Here is an 18,064-nt window from a genome sequence, read left to right as displayed (position 1 = left end):
TTGTAGCGAGAGGGGGGCACGATCCCCCGACCTCCGGGTTATGAATCCGACGCTCTAACCAACTGAGCTACCTCGCCTAATTTAAGGCTGCAAATATAAAAACAATATTATTGTAACCAAACAGAAGTTGCGTAAAATATTATTAAAATTTATTGCTATACTTATCAATTAATGTATATATTGGCAATATAAATTTTAAAAGTACTTATGGACGATAAAATTAAATTTGATATTGAATTTCCAATACAAGCATCGCCTCAATTGTTATATCAATATATATCAACTCCATCTGGTTTATCTGAATGGTTTTCAGATAATGTAAATTCTCGTGGTGAACTATTTACTTTTATTTGGGATGATAGTGAGGAAAAAGCAAAATTAATAAATAAAAAAAGTGGTGAGCGCGTTAAATTCCGTTGGCTTGAAGATGAAGAAGATGGTCAAACTTATTTTTTTGAAATAAAAATTCAAGTTGATGAAATCACCAAAGATGTCTCATTAATTGTTACAGATTTTGCTGAAGAAGATGAAGTAGATGAATCTAAGATGTTATGGGAAAATCAAATTTCTAGTTTAAAACAAGTTTTAGGTTCGGCCTAATTATAAATTATATTTAAATTATCTTTGTCCCGCTTTTAATATTGCGGGATTTTTTATGATAAATTTTAACGAAACACTTATAAGAGAAAATAATATTTTATCAGTTCATTGTAGAGGGATTGCTTACGGCGATGCACTTTTTGAAACTATAAAAGTGAGTTTTGGTAATATCCTTTTTTTGGAAGACCATTATTTTAGGTTGATGGCCTCAATGCGTATTATGCGTATGGAAATCCCTATGAATTTTACTATGGAATTTTTAGAAGAGCAAATTAAAAAAACAGTAGATGCGAATCAATTACTTAATGCTTCAGCTAGAGTTAAAATAACTGTTTATAGAAATGAAGGAGGACTGTATACTCCGGATACAAATAATATTAGTTTTATTATCTCAGTAAATCATATACTAAATGATTTTTATAGTATTAGTGAAGATTTTTATGAGGTTGATTTATACAAAGATCATTACATATCTCCAAGTTTACTTTCGACGCTAAAAACAAATAATAAGGCTATTAATGTAGTAGGCAGTATTTATGCTAAAGAGAATAATTTGAATAATTGCTTGCTTCTAAACACTAATAAAAATGTAGTTGAAGCTCTTAATGGAAATGTTTTTTTAGTTAAGGATCATGTTATAAAAACAGCTCCTATATCAGATGGTTGCTTAAAAGGCATTATGCGTGCTCAAATAGTTCATATTATAAAATCTTTGCCTGAATTTCAATTAATTGAAGAATCAATTTCACCCTTTGAACTTCAAAAAGCAGATGAAATGTTTTTAACAAATGTAATTGCAGGTATTCAACCTATAAGTAAATACAGAAAAAAAAGTTATGGGAATGAAGTTTCAAAAATGATACTAAAAAAGCTAAATATAAAATTGCGAATAAGTTAGTTATAACTTGGGTTTTCTGGAGCGTTTGACCAAATACTAAATTCACCACCAAATTCAAGCATTTTTTCTTTCCAGAAAGTTTCATAATCTTTTTCTATGATATGCTTCTTGTAAATATTTTCTGTTACTACCCAAGAACTTGATTTTAATTCATTTTCTAGTTGGGCAGATTCCCATCCAGAATAACCAAGAAAAAAACGAATATCATTTTCTTGAATAGTTTCATTTTTAATAAGTTCAGCAACCTTTGTAAAATCACCACCCCAATAAATTCCTAAAGAAATTTCAATACTATCAGGAATTAATTGTGGTATTTTATGAATAAAATAAAGATTATCCTGCTCTACTGGTCCACCATTATAAACCTTAAAAGTAGCTTCCAGTTCAGGGATTAAATCGTTTATAGTGTAATTAAGTGGTTTGTTAAGTATAAAGCCTATAGAGCCTTCGTTGGAGTGATCTGCTAATAATACTATGGAACGATTGAAAGAAACATCACCAATTATTGCTGGTTTAGCAATTAATAAATCTCCTTTTTTGGGTTTTGTAGTAACCATATTTGAGTTATTTATAACTAAATCTAATGTTTATTTATTTAAAATACAACTGTTTTGATGGTATTTATAAAAAAAAGCCTTCATTTTATGAAGGCATTTTCTTTATTATTTTATAAAAATAATTAGTTTACTGCATTTGATAAATCAGATCCAGCTTTAAACTTAACAACTTTTTTAGCTTTAATTTTGATTGTTGCACCAGTTTGAGGATTTCTTCCTTCTCTTGCAGCTCTTTTAGATACTGACCAAGATCCAAATCCTACTAAAGAAACTCTATTACCTTTTTGTAAAGCTCCTTCAATTTCTATTAAAGCACATTCTAAAGCTTTTTTTGCAGCAGCTTTAGTAATTCCTGCATGTTCTGCCATTGCATCGATTAAATCTGTTTTGTTCATAATATTAAAATTTAAAAATTAATTAATTTAATTGGTTAAACATTTTTGTTATATCCTTTACAAATTTATACGGATTATGTAATCATGCAAGTAATAGCAAGGCAAATGCGTTGTATTGTTGATAACTTAATCCATTTGTTAATAAAGGAATCGTATTTTGTCGATTATTTAAAAATATCAGTGAGAACAAGGCTTTACACCATTTTTGCATTTGTTTCAAATTTATAGCCATTTAAAAGCGAAACTATATCCATAGCTCGTTTTCCTGGAAGCTTCATTTTTTTAATAACAATATATCCTTTTGCAACTGCTATTTTTAATTCTTTTTTTGTAGAAATGATAGTACCGCTTTCTAATAAATGACTTTTATTCTCTTTTTCAACTTCATAAATTTTCACATCTAAATAATCTTCACCATTAACTATTGTACACCAAGCAGAGGGATAGGGACTTAAACCTCTAATCAAATTGTATATATTATCTATAGAATCGGACCAATTGATTTTTGTATTGTCTTTATCTAATTTATATGCAGTTTTAGTAGGTTCTGTTTCTTTTTGAGGAGTTGTAGTTATAATTCCTTTACTAATTAAATCTACCGTTTTTAAAACCAACTGGCTTCCAATAGCCATTAATTTGTCATGAAGAATTCCTGCATTTTCGTTCTGATCAATATTTATTTCATCTTGAAGAATCATATTACCAGTATCAATTTTTTCATCTATAAAAAAAGTAGAAACCCCAGTTTTTATTTCACCATTTATAATTGCCCAATTGATTGGAGCAGCACCACGATAATTAGGTAACAATGATGCATGTAAATTAAAAGTTCCATATTTTGGCATCTGCCAAACTACTTTTGGTAACATTCTAAAAGCAACTACTATTTGAAGGTTAGCATTTAGTTTTTCTAATTCATTTAAAAAATCTTCGTTTTTCAGATTTGTTGGTTGTAAAATGGTTAACCCTTTTGACTTTGCATATACTTTAACAGCACTTACATTAATTTTGCGCCCTCTTCCCGCAGGTTTATCAGGTGCAGTTATAACACCAACTATATTACAATTGTTTTCTACTAATGTTTTTAGAGTGGCAACAGCAAAATCTGGAGTGCCCATAAATACAATTTTTAAATCTTTCATTTGTTCATTTATATTTTTAAATAAAGTCAAATATTATACGCTTTTAATAATTTTAATTAAAACGTTTTATAAATGGCTAAGTTTATAAGTGTTACTTGATGTTATTTTTATTATTTCATACTCTAAAAGTAGCTTTAAAACCGTTTTTAATTCGGTTTCAGAGCAGTTTAAATTGTTAATGATTTCTCTAGATGATTTGTCGCCATTTTCTAATAATTCTATAACCTTATTTTTTAAAGTTTTGATATCAAAAGTAGTATCCTTTTTATTGGAATTGATACAAACCGAACAAACACCACATGGTTTAGTATCCTTCTCACCAAAGTAGGTGAGGAGTTGTATATTTTTACATACCGAATTATTTTCTATATAATCAAGTATAGCTTTAACTTGGGTTTGTTTTAATTTATTTTGTTGTTCTATAATAGTAGCAATTCTATTGATGGTTTTATCATCTTCTCGGGGCTCTATAAAAGTTACTTGAGCATCTGTTTTTGCAAGATTTAATTCAATAATACCATCACGTTCTAATTGTTGTAAAGTGTTTACTAATTTCTTTTCGTTAATGGATGCTTTTTCAGCAATTTTAGCTAAATCAACCTTAGTAGTATGATCAAAAATACCTCCATACATTCTTAAAATTGATTTTACTACGATATTTAAATCCTGATGTGTTTCTAAATAATGAAATAGCGCATTATTCAAAATAATAAATTGAATCGTTATGTTATTTTTGAATTGTTTTGACAGTGTAATTATGCTATTTCTGTCTAGTATAAGTAAAGCATTATAAGTTAATATAGTACTAAAATTATACCTTTTACAAAAGGTGTTAAAATCAAAATCAAAAGTTAGATATACGCCTTCACCATAAGGTATTTGGAAATAATTACTTAGTTTTCTATACACTTGTTTTACGAATTCTACTGTTGGTAAAACGTTTAAAAATTGATTTTTAACCAACACTTCATCACTATTATTTTTTAAAATAACAGCAAAAGCTTTTTCTCCATTTCTACCAACTCTCCCTGCTTCTTGAAAATAACTTTCTATACTCTCAGGTAAATTTAAATGAATAACGGTTTTTACATCTGGTTTATCAATACCCATTCCAAAGGCGTTTGTAGCAACCATAACCTGCTTTTGGTTATTAATCCAAGCATTCATATTGCTGTCTTTTTCAATGTTTGAAAGGCCACCATGATAATAAGTCGAAGTTATATTTTTCGATTTTAAAAAAGCACTTACTTCTAATGTCATTTTTCTGTTTCGAACATAAATGATAGATGAAGCTGTATGTTTTTTTAGTATGGTTTCAAGTCGATAGTATTTATCATTTTCATGAAAAACCATGTATGCTAGATTAGGTCTTGAAAAGGATTGTTTAAATATTTTTGGTTGAATAAAATCGAGCTCTTTAATAATATCTTTTACAACTTCAGGTTTAGCAGAAGCTGTAAGTGCAACAACATTTACAGTTGGTTGTAATTGCCGCAATAAAGTGATGTTTTTAAATGCGGGTCTAAAGTCGCTACCCCATTGAGAAATACAATGCGCTTCATCTACAACAATTAAATTTACATTCATTTGCTTAATTCGATCTTGAACTAATTCTTGTTGTAGGCGCTCTGGAGATAAGTATAGGAATTTATAATTTCCATAAATACAATTATCTAATAGCGTATCTAATTGGTTATAACTAATGCCACTGGTTATGGCCATTGCTTTAATGCCTTTAAGGTTTAATTGCTGGACTTGATCTTTCATTAAAGCAATTAAAGGTGAAATGACAATACAAATACCTTCTTTAATAAGTGCTGGAATTTGAAAACAGAGCGATTTTCCACCACCAGTAGGTAGTAAAACAAAGGTGTCATCTCCATTAACTATCGCATTTATTATAGCTTCCTGTTCGGGTCTAAACTTGGTGAAATTCCAGTATCGTTCTAATATGTTTATTGGTTGTTCCATTTACATTCCTAAAACTTTAAGAATAAAATTTGTACGTTTTTCAACGGTATCAAAAGGAACGTCAACAAGGGTGTAATTGTAATTTTTATAGGTGTTTACTAAGTTATCGTGTATTTTTATAGCTTGTTCAAAACTTTCATAGCGCTCATTATCAATTGTATAAATTGCTTCCCATGGTTTTAAAATAAATACCATATCGTAATTTGAATTTTCACAAGCGTCTTTAAAACGCTCGGGGTAAGTATCACCAATAAAATCCATATAAGCTAGAACATCAGGAATACCTCTATCAAAAAAAACAGTTTCATTTCCAAACATTTCTGCTTCAATAAATTGCTTTTGGCGTCCTTTTAACAGTAGTTCGCTAAATGACAATGGGTTGGTTAAAAATAATTGATCTACACCATTTTTTTTTGCATCTATGGTTACTTGTCTTGAAATTTCTTCAAGGCAAGTGTAGCCTCTGTTAATTAATTCATTTATTAAAGTAGATTTTCCTGTGCCAGGACCTCCGGTTATTACAATTTTTTTTGTGCTCAATGGTGTAATATTTACTGTAAAAATCGGAATTTAACTGCTATAAAAAAAATAGAAACAAAACTCTATATTTGCAGGAGAAAAAAAGACTATGAGTACACCTCCAAATTCAGACGAATTTTACGAAAAATTAAAAAATCAATTACACGATACTAATACTTGGCCAGCAGAGTATTTATATAAATTTATTATTAAATCTAGTGCAGAAAAAATAGCAATATTAGAGGCTATTTTTGATAATATGGGTGCTATCATTAATACAGTAGAATCTAAAAAAGGAAAATACACAAGTATTTCTATAAATTTATTAATGCGGAATCCTGATGCTGTAATTGAAAAATATAAAGAAGTAGCAGAAAAAGTAGAAGGCGTCATTAGTCTTTAATTTTTTTTTGTATTTTGCGCAAGCAGAACAACTACCTGCATTAATAATAACTCTACACATTTATTTTGATTATAGATAATTTAGAATACAACACAGAGCGTGAACATTTAATCATACCCGAATACGGACGTCATATGCAAAAAATGATTAATCATGCTAAAACATTAGAAACCAAAGAAGAACGCAATAAAGTAGCTAAAGGCATTATTGCAGTTATGGGAAATATGCAACCTCATTTACGTGATGTTCCAGATTTTCAGCATAAACTTTGGGATCAACTTTTTATTATGGCTAATTTTGAGTTGGATGTAGATTCTCCTTACGAAAAACCAACCAAAGAACTTTTAGAAGAACGTCCAGAACCTTTAAGATATCCACAAAATTTTCCAAAGTATCGTTTTTATGGGAACAATATAAAAACCATGATTGATGTAGCAAATACATGGGAAGATGGCGATTTAAAAGAAGCACTAAAATTCACAATTGCGAATCACATGAAAAAGTGTTTTTTAAATTGGAATAAGGATACAGTCGAAGATGGTGTTATTTATCAACATTTATTTGAACTTTCTGATGGTAAAATAAATTTAAAAAATTCTGAAGAAGATTTATCTGATTCTACAAGTTTGATGCGAACTAAAACAAAGTATTCAAACACAAATAATAAAAAAGGAGGACAACACAAAAAGACTAATCACCAAAGAAAACGCTACTAAACCAGCATGGGAACATTTAAAATTGAAGGTGGTCATCAACTAAAAGGGAGTATTCAGCCACAAGGAGCTAAAAACGAAGCATTACAAATATTATGTGCTGTTTTATTAACACCAGAGAAGATTACTATAAATAATATCCCAGATATTGTTGATGTCAATAAGCTAATAAGCTTGCTTAAAAAGTTAGGAGTAAAAATTGATAAAATATCAAAAGGGACATTTACTTTTCAAGCAGACGAAGTTAATTTAAAGTATTTAGAATCAGATGAATTTAAAGTAGATGGACGCGGTTTACGGGGTTCAATTATGATAGTTGGTCCTTTGTTAGCTCGTTTTGGTAAAGGATATATTCCTAAACCAGGCGGCGATAAAATAGGACGCAGACGTTTAGATACGCATTTTGAAGGCTTAATAAATCTTGGTGCAAAATTTAGGTATAACAGAGAAGATCAATTTTATGGCGTTGAAGCCGATAGGTTAAAAGGTACATACATGCTTCTTGAAGAAGCTTCAGTTACGGGAACTGCCAATATTGTTATGGCTGCCGTTTTAGCTGAAGGACAAACCACAATTTACAACGCAGCTTGCGAACCTTACTTACAACAATTATGTAAAATGCTAAATAGAATGGGAGCCAAAATTAGTGGTGTTGGTTCTAATATGTTAATTATTGATGGTGTTGAGAGTTTAGGAGGAACAGACCATACTATGTTACCTGATATGATTGAAATAGGTAGTTGGATTGGTTTAGCTGCAATGACAAAAAGTGAATTAACCATAACCAATGTATCTTGGAATGACTTAGGAGTTATCCCAAATGTATTTAGAAAATTAGGAATTACGGTTGAAAAACGTGGAGACGATATTCATATTCCTGCGCATACTGATGGCTATGAAATTCAAAGTTTTATTGATGGTTCTATATTAACAATCTCTGATGCACCTTGGCCAGGTTTTACACCAGATTTATTGAGTATTATTTTAGTAGTAGCTACTCAAGCTAGAGGCAGTGTATTAATACATCAAAAAATGTTTGAGAGTCGCTTATTCTTTGTTGATAAGTTAATTGATATGGGAGCGAAAATTATTTTGTGCGATCCGCATAGAGCCACCGTAATAGGTCATGATTATAAATCAACCTTAAAAGCAACTACTATGACTTCGCCAGATATTAGAGCTGGTGTATCGTTACTTATAGCAGCATTATCTGCTAAAGGTACTTCTACAATTCAAAATATAGAGCAAATAGATAGAGGTTACGAAAATATTGATGAGCGTTTACGCGCTATTGGTGCAAAAATTGAAAGAATAGATTGAATAACAATTTGAAATCTAACAATTTGAAATCTAACAATTTAAATTGTTAGATTTCAAATTGTTATTCTAAATATTTTTTGGTTTTTTTCCAAGCTTCAAATTTTATAAGCGTCGATTCACTAGTGGGTGGGTAAAGTCCTGTTATCGAAGCACCATTATTGATTTCTTCTAATACAAAATCTTCAAACTTTGTCATTTTTTCACATTCTAAAACGACTTCATTTATAATTTCTTGTGGTATAACCATAATACCATCTTTATCCCCAACTACTATATCACCAGGAAAAATGGCTACATCTCCACAACCAATAGGTACATTAATATCTAAAGCTTGATGAAGCGTTAAGTTTGTTGGAGCTGAAGCTTTTTGATGATAGGAAGGAAAGTCTAAATTTCCAATTTCTTCGGAGTCTCTAAAACTACCATCAGTCACAATTCCTGCTGCTCCACGTTTCATTAATCTAGTTACTAAAATCGATCCAGCTGATGCTGCCCTTGCATTTTTCCTGCTGTCAATCACTAAAACAGAACCTACAGGGCAAGTTTCAATAGCAACACGTTGTGGATGCTTTGGATTTTGAAAAACACTAACAGGATTTAAATCTTCTCTTGCTGGGATATATCGTAAAGTAAAGGCTTCACCTACCATATTTTTATTAAAATTCCCTACTGGATATACATCTTGAATAAATTGATTCCTCAATCCTTTTTTGTAAAGACATGTTGCTATAGTTGCTGTACTTATTTTCTTAAGTTTTTCCCTTAATTCATCCGATAATTTATTCATAACCAATGTTTTTGTAAAAAATAATTTGGATAGTATTAAAATATGTTTATTTTTGGAAAACCAATCTGGTAAACCAATTTGGTGAACCAAACAAAAATACTCAAATATTTAACATTAGCCTAAGTAATGTTATTCAACTTTAATTATTAATAAACTTTAAACTTAAATTATGAAAACAAAATTACTTTTTACAAAAAACAATTATAAAGTATTTTACATGCTTTTGGCATTTTGCCTATTTTTTAGTTATGGATGGAGTCAAAATCTAATGCAAAATGGTACTTGTGATGATTGGACCAATACCACAAGTGATAATGCAGATGCATATGATATGACACCTAATAATACAATTGTAGACAATTCTGGTGCTACAGTTACCAGCCCTTATCAAGTTGTTTGGGATAATGATGCTTTAGAAGATTGGTTAGAAGTTTTTTATTTAGGGTCTGCAGGTTCTTTAGATGAACAACCAGGTTCTACAGCCAGTGGTGCTGGAGGAACAAGAGGTGTGAAATTATATGACGATGGAGATCCTGTTATTACAGGTAGTTCTCGCCGTTTGTATCAGAAAGTAATTGGATTAACAATTGGTAATAATTATACATTTTCTGTTGACTCACGTTCTGAAGCAATGGGAACGCCTTCAGAAGTATATATGTTAAATACTGAAATTTCTGATGAAGCAGGTTTAAACACTAATGGAGGTTCTGATACAAGTGTAGATGGATTTACAACAATAACAACAGATTATGATGGTTCAATAGAAGCAAACGTATTTATCACGACTTCATTTACATTTACTGCTACAAATACTTTCGTTGTAGTTTATGTAAGATCATTAAATTCTGTTGATGATGCTACAGAAGTATTTTATGATAATTTTTCACTTGTTCCAGCAGCTACTGCTTCTTTAGAAGATATTTTAGCTAATAAATTTAGAATATTCCCAAATCCAGCAAATGATTATATTCAAATTGAGTCTAAAGAAATTCAATTGTCATCAATTGAAATATTTAATTTATTAGGTGAAAAATTAATTTCAGAAACAAGCTTAGAAAATGATAGATTAAATATATCAAATTTAAGTTCTGGTGTTTATTTATTAAAGGTAAATGCTGATGAAAAAAGCTTTGTTAAAAAAATAGTTGTTGAATAATTATTTATTTATAGTTTAGTTCGAGAAAGTCTTTTGTTTTAAAAGACTTTCTTTTTTTTATCTTTTTATAAATTATTTAGAATAATAGTATGAATAAGTTTTTTTACATGTTATGTGTGGTGGTTTTATGTTTTTCTTGTGAAAAAGAACAGAAAGATTTAGCTATTGTAGTTAAAAATATAGAAGAATTAAATAAAGTCTTAAATAATGTATTGCTTCCAGGCAAAGAGATTGTTTTAGCCAATGGTATTTGGGAAAATGTAGAAATTAAGTTTTACGGAAAAGGGACCAAAGAAGCCCCCATTACTTTAAAGGCTGAAACTCCCGGAAGCGTATTTATTGTAGGCGCTTCAAATTTAAAAATTGGAGGAAGTTATTTAGAGGTAAGTGGTTTACATTTTAAAAACGGACATACGCCTTTAAAAAATGTGATTCAATTTAAAATTAGTAATGATTCCATAGCTAATCATTGTAAAGTAACACAATGTGTTATTGAAGAGTTTACCCAACCAGATCGGGATGTGAGCGACCATTGGATAGAATTTTGGGGAAGAAACAATGAGTTAAGTAATTGTTATATAACAGGAAAATCTAATTTCGGACCAACAGTGATGGTAAGATTAGAAGGGAATGAGAATATATATACCTATCATAAAATAGTTAATAATCATTTTGGACCAAGACCCAGAAAAGGAGGTCCTCATGGAGAAACTTTACAAATTGGAGACAGTGAAACATCAATGACCCCTGCCTATGTTAACGTATCAAATAATTTTTTTGAGCGTTGTAATGGTGAAGTTGAAATTATTTCGAGTAAATCTAACTTTAACGAATTTACAAATAATGTGTTTTTTGAAAGTGAAGGCTCTTTGGTTTTGCGTCATGGCAACTACGCTAAAATAGATGGTAATGTTTTTATAGGTAATGATAACTCTAAATTTATTGGTGGATTGCGTGTAATTAATACAGGTCATTGGATTACGAATAACTATTTCTACAAATTAAAAGGAGAAATATTCAGAGCACCATTAGCGGTTATGAATGGTATTCCAAAATCACCTCAAAACCGTTATAATCAAGTTACAGATGTTGTGGTTGCTTATAACACATATGTAAATTGTAAATCGCCATGGCAGCTTAGCGTAGGCTCTAACGTAAGTCAAAGTGATGTTTTGCCGGCTAGTGAAATCCGTTCTGCGCGCCCTGAACGCGTTGTTGTAGCTAATAATTTTATTTATAATGAAATAGCAGACGAAAATCCAATTGTAAATTATGATAAGGTTGATGGTGTTATTTTTGAAAATAACATGATTAATAATGAAAACAAAAGTTATATTAAAACAGATGGATTAATAACTAAAGATTTTAAGTTTATTAACCTATCAAACGATTTATTTTTTCCTTCAGAAAATATTAATATAACCTTTGCAGGCTTTGATTTTGAAACGATAACTACTGATTTTTTTGGAACACAAAGAACAGAAGAAAATAATAGTATTGGTGCTTTTGTTAACCCTATAATTAAAAATGCACGTTTAATTAATAAATCAAAATACGGTACTAATTGGTTTAATCCAGAAAAAGAGAAAATAGTGCCTCAGACTTTTAATGTTAGTTCTTCTGAAGAATTTATTAATTCAATAAAGCAAGCTAAATCTGGAGATATTCTGTCATTAGAAAGTGGAACTTATGCCTTTAATGTTTCTATAGATATTGATAAGGATATTACAATTAAATCAAAAAAATCAACAAATAAAGCATCATTAGAATTCACTTCTGATAAAACAGCATTTCAAATGCTTCCAAAAGGTAATTTGCATTTAGATGATATTTTACTAAATGGAAATAAAACCCAAAACGCTTTTACAACGTTAGATAAAAACATGTCTAAGGCTTATAATTTATTTTTAAATAATGTCCAAATTAATGATTTTAAAAGTGTTTTAGAAGTCTCAAAAGGATCGTTTGCAGATACAATTTCGATTGCTAATTCTATTATTAAAAATTGTGAAAGAGGTTTTATTTTAAATAAAGAAACTAATGATAAAGGAGATTATAATTCGGAGTTTGTTTTGTTTACAAACAATACGTTTGATTCTATTGGTGAAACAATTTTAGATTATTATCGTGGTGGTTATGATGAATCAACCATAGGCGGAAATTTAGTACTTAAAAACAATAATATTACTAACTCTGGTGAATTTGAAAACGATCATATTTTAATAAAAAATAGAGGCATTGTAAATGTTGAATTTTCCAACAATACGTTTCAAAATAACCTAGTAAAACGAATTGCTATTTTGTGGGGTGAAAAAGGGCAAGAACCTGGAGAAAATATTATTGTTAATTCTGGAAAAATTGAAGTAGTTCAGAACTTAAAATTGCAGTTAATGTATTAATCTAAAGCTAATGAAAAGGTTGAAGAATTTTTTATTGGTTATTTTTTTTAGTTTTTTTTCAAAGCTATTATTCACAAAGCCTACCTTCAAATACAATTATTGAAACTGAAAATTTAATCTATTATTTAAAACCAGAAATCAAAAAATATATTGAGGGTTTTAACGAAAATTCTAAAGCTAAACTTGCAGCGTATTTTCGAGATAAATTTTCTGAACGTTATTTTTACGATTGGAAAAACTTTGAAAAACGATTTGAAAACTATAAAAGTATTTTTCCAGAAGCAGAAAACGCTCATAACTTAAGAGCTTTAGATCATTTATCAAAATTCATAGAAAATACGACTTGGAAACTTCCTTTTAATTATCAAAATGGTGAACCATTAAATGCCTATGCTTTTAGGCATTTAGCTCGCCAACATAAAATGGTAGATATTGCTTTTTTATACCATTACCAAAATAAGAATGTTGATTATTTAAATTATTTTGAAAACCAATTACGATCTTTAAATACTGCTTTAATTACTGGTAATTATGAATCGATTGAAAATGGCAATGGTGTTTACGAATCATTCAGATCAGGATATCGTATTTTAAATTGGCTTAATATTCACAATATGTTTTTGATTGAGAAAGCTTATTCAGATGAGGACCAACTTGTAACTATTGCTACCTTGTTACAGCACGGTGAAAACCTTTTTGAAACAAATGCCGAATTTGTGCCCGGTAATCATCAAACAAGAGGTATGTCGGCTTTGGCTATCCTATCTATTTTATTCAGAGATTTTCAAGGAACAGATAAATGGTATGAACGTTCAATGAGTATGTTAGAGGCGCATTTAGCTAAAGAAATAAATGAGGATGGCTTTCAGTTTGAACGAACTGTTCATTATCATATGAGTGATATTGATAATTATTATTATGTATATCAGTTAGCTAAAAACAGTAATTTAAAAGTGACTGATTTTTGGGAGCAAAAATTGAAATCATTATTTAAAACCCTAACAAAAATTGCTTTTCCAGATAAATCTGCTCCTGTACTTTCTGATGATACAGATACACCTTGGGCTGAAAAAAATGATATTTCTGGTACTTTAACTTTGGGATACTTACTTTTTGAAGATCCAGAAATGGGATATTTTGCAAATAACTTTGTAGATCCAAAAATATATTGGTATGTAAGTGATTCTCAATTAAAATTACTTGATTACATTAAAATAAAAGCACCAAATTTTGAATCTATAATATTTCCAGAAACAGGATATTTCATAATGCGTGAAGGTTGGAACCCATCAGACAAGATGATGGTTATTTCTAATGGGCTTGATAAAGATAAACCAGACCATCAACATGGTGATATGTTAGGCATTCAAGCTATGGCTAATGGTCAAGTAATTTTACCAAACTACCAAGTTAGGTATTCATTAAAAGACTATGAATTTTTCAAAAATTCAATGGTTAAAAATGTAGCAATAGTTGATAATGAGTTACAAGGGAAACAATATACATCAAACCAAGGAGGTAGTGGATTTGGGAAATTTAAAAACTTGCCAAAACCTAAAACAATAGTTTGGAATAGCAACAAGAATTTAGATGTTTTCATTGGCACTCATAATGGTTTTGAAAACCTTAATGTTAGATATACAAGACAAGTAATTTTTTTGAAAAATGATTTTTGGATTGTAAAAGATAATTTTGAATCTGACAAACCACGGACTTATAAGCAAATTTGGCAAGGACATTATACCAAAGATAAAACACCAAACTTATTACGATCAACATTTAGTGATGGTTCAGGGAGTGATATTTATCAACTAATTTCAGTTGATTCAATTTCAATATCTGGAACCAGAGGAAAAGAATGGGCAGTAGTATCAAAAAACAATAAAAATAATTTCAATTTTATAACTGCCATTTTTCCATTTAGTAAGTACGATAATAAAATAGAAGAAGATAAAATCAATCCTAACTTAAAAGGTTGGGAAATAAATAATTCTGAATGGAAAATTGAAAGTAAAGAATCTACTACCTTATCAAAAGACAGCCTTTCATTATTTTTTTCAGTTAAAAAATTAGAGTTTAAAAACACTAAAATTTTATTTTCTGAAGTTGCTGATGTTTTTATAAAATTAGAAAATAAAATAATAACCATTCAATCAATAAATGATCAGACTTTAAATATTGATATTTTTAATCATGGCGAAATTGAAAAGTTTACTTTATTTCCTGGAAACGAAATTTTTTATACCATAAAAAATTAAATTGAAAATAATACAAATAATATAAATCTTATTAAAAATTTCATTTTTAATAAGAATTATATCTATTGTTTTAGAGTTTGTCAAGATATTTTTGTCCTTGTTATACTCCAGAAAAAGTTAGTTTAATCTCTATGATAGTTGTAGCGAGTAAGTTTAATGTTCAATTATTGTGTTTTTTTTAAGTTCTCTGTTTAAGTATTTTAACTTGTAATGTTCAATCAAGTTTTTATAATTAAATGATTGTTGTATATTTGGTCAACCAGATTGGTTAACCAAAAAATATTTCTAAAATATTAGAATGAATAAAATTCTTAAATTATCTTCAATAATATTTATACTAATAGGCATGTTGCTGTCATGCAAAGAGGAAGCTAATGTTAAAATAGAAGCCACTTCTCAATCAGAACATCCAAAGCTAATTCTAACGGCTCAAGGTGTCAAGGATATAAGAGCGCAATTAGGTAAAATTCCAATTTTTGATAATACTTTAGAAAAAGTTAAAGAAGAAATTGATGCTGAAATTGAAGCAGGAATAGAAGTGCCAATTCCAAAAGATTATTCAGGAGGTTACACGCATGTTAGACATAAACAAAACTGGTTTGTATTACAAAAAGCAGGTCTACTATATCAAATTTTAGATGATGAAAAATATGCAAAGTACGTCAAAGACATGTTAATGCAGTACGAAGTTCTTTACAAAACCTTGCCACTACATCCAAAAACACGTTCTTATGCAAGAGGTAAATTATTCTGGCAATGTTTAAATGATTCTAATTGGTTGGTTTACGTGAGTCAAGCTTACGATTGTATCTACAATTATTTAACGGAAGAAGAACGTTACAAACTTGAAACAAATTTATTCAGACCATTTGCAGATCATATTTCAATTCATAGTCCGCAATTCTATCAACGAGTACACAATCATAGTACCTGGGGAAATGCAGCAGTAGGAATGATTGGTTTAGTAATGGATGATAACGAGTTAATTAATCGTGCTTTATACGGAATTAAAGACATCATATTAGACCCCAATGCTAAAGATAATGATGGCGGATTTATCAATAAAGATGGAAAAGCTGGTTTTTTAGCTAATATAGAAGAACCGTTTTCACCAGACGGTTATTATAACGAAGGACCGTATTACCAACGTTATGCCATGTATCCTTTTTTAATTTTTGCTGTAGGATTGCATAATATAAAACCAGAATTAAAGATTTTTGAATACAAAAATGGTGTGCTTTTAAAGTCTATAAATGCCTTGTTAAATCTGTCTGATGCTAATGGTGATTTTTTTCCACTTAATGATGGACAAAAAGGGATGTCTTACTATAATAATGCATTAGTGACAGCAGTAGATATTTCATATCATTATGGTAAACAAGATTCTGGATTATTGAGTGTAGCAGAAAAGCAAGATCAAGTTTTATTAGATGATTCTGGTTTAGCCGTAGCACTAGGTATCAAAGCAGGAAAATCTAAACCATTCGAAAGAAAATCTATTAATTTAAGAGATGGTCCAAACGGTAAGGAAGGTGGAGTAGCTATTTTAAGAAATGAAGATATAGAACTAGTTTTTAAATATACAGCGCAAGGTTCAAGTCATGGACATTTTGATAAATTGTCGTATTCATTATATGAAAATGGTGAGGAAGTTATTCAAGATTATGGTTTAGCTCGTTTTGTAAATATGGAACAAAAAGGTGGAGGAAACTATTTAAAAGAAAACAAAACTTGGGCAAAACAAACTATAGCTCACAATACCATTACACAGAATGAAACCTCTCATTTTGATGCCAAATTCGAGATAGGAAGTCAACATCATTCAATACTAAACTATTTTTCTGTTGTAAATAAAAATGTTCAAGTTGCAAGTGCTAAAGATGAAAATGCATACCCCGGAACAAAAATGCTACGAACAATGGCTGTCATTAAAGATGAAGATTTTGAAAAACCATATTTATTAGATATTATGAAGTTGACTTCAGCTTCAATTAATCAATATGATTTTCCTTTTTATTATTTCGGACAAGTAATACAAACTAACTTTGAGTATAATATACCTAATATTTTAAAACCTTTAGGAACAAAAAATGGCTATCAGCATTTGTTTGTAGAGGGGTCTTCTCAAGCAAAAAGTGATAATTCTAAATTTTCCTGGTTCAACAATAATAAGTTCTTCACTTTAACAACTACAACTAGTAATTCAGATGAAATACTGTTTACAAGAATTGGAGCTAACGATCCCGTATTTAATTTACGCAGAGATCCTGCTTTAATACTCAGAAGAAAGAACAAGAAAAACACATCATTTGTTTCAGTAATAGAAACCCATGGTAGTTATAGTCCAGTCACTGAATCTGCAGATAATTCAAATAGTAGTATCAAAGTATTAAAAGTGGTTTATGATGAAGAAGATTATACTGCTATTGAAATTACACACATCAATGAAAAAACGAAACTATTTATCACCTCTAATGCTAACGCCTCAAAAGAGGCACAACATAACTTAAAAATTAGAGATAATAATTACCATTGGATTGGTGCTTATTATTTTAAGTAATAACTATATAAATTAAAGAAAACATGAAACGATTTAGTGAGAAATACATTATTACAAAAGAAATGGAATGGGAAGAACTAGGTGGAGGAGTCTCAAGAAAGTTCTTAGGTTTTGATAATCAAATCATGATGGTAAAAGTTAAATTTGAAAAAGGTGCATTAGGAGCACCTCATCAACATTTTCATACGCAAGCTACCTATTGTGTTTCAGGTAAATTTGAATTTGAAATTAATGGAGAAAAGAAAATTGTAGAAGCAGGCGATGGTGTTTATATCGAGCCTAATTTATTGCATAGTGCAGTTTGTTTGGAAGAAGGCATGTTAATAGACACATTTAGTCCTGTAAGAGAAGATTTTTTAAGTGGGGGCAAGGTGTCATATTTTGGA

16 protein-coding genes and 1 tRNA gene are annotated in these 18,064 nt (G+C 29.7%); 10 read left to right on the top strand and 7 right to left on the bottom strand.

Going from position 1 to position 18,064, the window contains the following annotated elements:
• Positions 1-3 precede the first annotated feature (3 nt).
• Positions 4-77, bottom strand: a tRNA-Met gene (locus tag AC1XJX_RS13000).
• 130 nt (positions 78-207) lie between these two features.
• Here AC1XJX_RS13000 and AC1XJX_RS12995 point away from each other — a divergent pair.
• Positions 208-600, top strand: coding sequence for an START-like domain-containing protein (locus AC1XJX_RS12995; RefSeq protein ID WP_482004417.1), 393 nt, complete (start codon positions 208-210; stop codon positions 598-600).
• A 55-nt stretch (positions 601-655) separates the two neighbouring features.
• Positions 656-1,498: an aminotransferase class IV gene (locus tag AC1XJX_RS12990; RefSeq protein WP_482004416.1), complete on the top strand. Its 843-nt coding sequence runs from the start codon at positions 656-658 to the stop codon at positions 1,496-1,498.
• On the opposite strand, the gene AC1XJX_RS12985 is transcribed toward AC1XJX_RS12990, so the two are convergent.
• From AC1XJX_RS12985 to AC1XJX_RS12965, 5 genes are all read right to left on the bottom strand, one after another.
• Positions 1,495-2,055 carry a YqgE/AlgH family protein gene (locus AC1XJX_RS12985; RefSeq protein ID WP_482004415.1) on the bottom strand — a complete coding sequence of 187 codons (561 nt, stop codon included), beginning with the start codon at positions 2,053-2,055 and terminating at the stop codon, positions 1,495-1,497. The genes AC1XJX_RS12990 and AC1XJX_RS12985 overlap by 4 nt on opposite strands.
• A gap of 122 nt (positions 2,056-2,177) precedes the next feature.
• Positions 2,178-2,450, bottom strand: coding sequence for an HU family DNA-binding protein (locus AC1XJX_RS12980; protein ID WP_482004414.1), 273 nt, complete (start codon positions 2,448-2,450; stop codon positions 2,178-2,180).
• Positions 2,451-2,644: 194 nt separating this feature from the next.
• Positions 2,645-3,592, bottom strand: a complete 948-nt coding sequence (gene fmt, locus AC1XJX_RS12975) for a methionyl-tRNA formyltransferase (RefSeq protein WP_482004413.1) — start codon at positions 3,590-3,592, stop codon at positions 2,645-2,647.
• A gap of 66 nt (positions 3,593-3,658) precedes the next feature.
• Positions 3,659-5,563, bottom strand: a complete 1,905-nt coding sequence (locus tag AC1XJX_RS12970; RefSeq protein WP_482004412.1) for a RecQ family ATP-dependent DNA helicase — start codon at positions 5,561-5,563, stop codon at positions 3,659-3,661.
• A complete protein-coding gene (locus AC1XJX_RS12965; RefSeq protein ID WP_482004411.1) occupies positions 5,564-6,103 on the bottom strand; it encodes an AAA family ATPase in 540 nt (179 codons plus the stop codon).
• Positions 6,104-6,191: 88 nt separating this feature from the next.
• On the opposite strand from AC1XJX_RS12965, the gene AC1XJX_RS12960 reads away from it, so the two are divergent.
• The 3 genes from AC1XJX_RS12960 (at position 6,192) to murA (ending at position 8,518) form a co-directional block, all read left to right on the top strand.
• The gene (locus AC1XJX_RS12960) at positions 6,192-6,485 is read left to right on the top strand and encodes a DUF493 domain-containing protein (RefSeq protein ID WP_482004410.1); all 294 of its coding nucleotides are present in this window, start codon (positions 6,192-6,194) and stop codon (positions 6,483-6,485) included.
• Between the two features lie 68 nt (positions 6,486-6,553).
• Complete coding sequence (locus AC1XJX_RS12955) at positions 6,554-7,201, top strand: DUF4290 domain-containing protein (protein WP_482004419.1); 648 nt, start codon at positions 6,554-6,556, stop codon at positions 7,199-7,201.
• Positions 7,202-7,207: 6 nt separating this feature from the next.
• A complete protein-coding gene (gene murA, locus AC1XJX_RS12950) occupies positions 7,208-8,518 on the top strand; it encodes a UDP-N-acetylglucosamine 1-carboxyvinyltransferase (protein ID WP_482004409.1) in 1,311 nt (436 codons plus the stop codon).
• Between the two features lie 61 nt (positions 8,519-8,579).
• Here murA and AC1XJX_RS12945 read toward each other — a convergent pair whose 3' ends face one another.
• Complete coding sequence (locus tag AC1XJX_RS12945; protein WP_482004408.1) at positions 8,580-9,305, bottom strand: ribonuclease activity regulator RraA; 726 nt, start codon at positions 9,303-9,305, stop codon at positions 8,580-8,582.
• A gap of 169 nt (positions 9,306-9,474) precedes the next feature.
• On the opposite strand from AC1XJX_RS12945, the gene AC1XJX_RS12940 reads away from it, so the two are divergent.
• The 5 genes from AC1XJX_RS12940 to AC1XJX_RS12920 form a co-directional block, all read left to right on the top strand.
• Positions 9,475-10,461: a T9SS type A sorting domain-containing protein gene (locus tag AC1XJX_RS12940; RefSeq protein ID WP_482004407.1), complete on the top strand. Its 987-nt coding sequence runs from the start codon at positions 9,475-9,477 to the stop codon at positions 10,459-10,461.
• Positions 10,462-10,550: 89 nt separating this feature from the next.
• Entirely contained in the window at positions 10,551-12,860 is a 2,310-nt protein-coding gene (locus tag AC1XJX_RS12935; protein WP_482004406.1) for a chondroitinase-B domain-containing protein, read from the top strand.
• 26 nt (positions 12,861-12,886) lie between these two features.
• A complete protein-coding gene (locus AC1XJX_RS12930; protein WP_482004418.1) occupies positions 12,887-15,118 on the top strand; it encodes a heparinase II/III family protein in 2,232 nt (743 codons plus the stop codon).
• A gap of 298 nt (positions 15,119-15,416) precedes the next feature.
• A complete protein-coding gene (locus tag AC1XJX_RS12925) occupies positions 15,417-17,678 on the top strand; it encodes an alginate lyase family protein (RefSeq protein ID WP_482004405.1) in 2,262 nt (753 codons plus the stop codon).
• A gap of 23 nt (positions 17,679-17,701) precedes the next feature.
• A partial coding sequence (locus tag AC1XJX_RS12920; protein ID WP_482004404.1) for a cupin domain-containing protein occupies positions 17,702-18,064 on the top strand: 363 nt, incomplete at its 3' end.

This window comes from Flaviramulus sp., from assembly GCF_982512915.1.
Note: the sequence above shows the minus strand (reverse complement) of the source record. Positions and strands in the feature narration are given on the sequence as shown.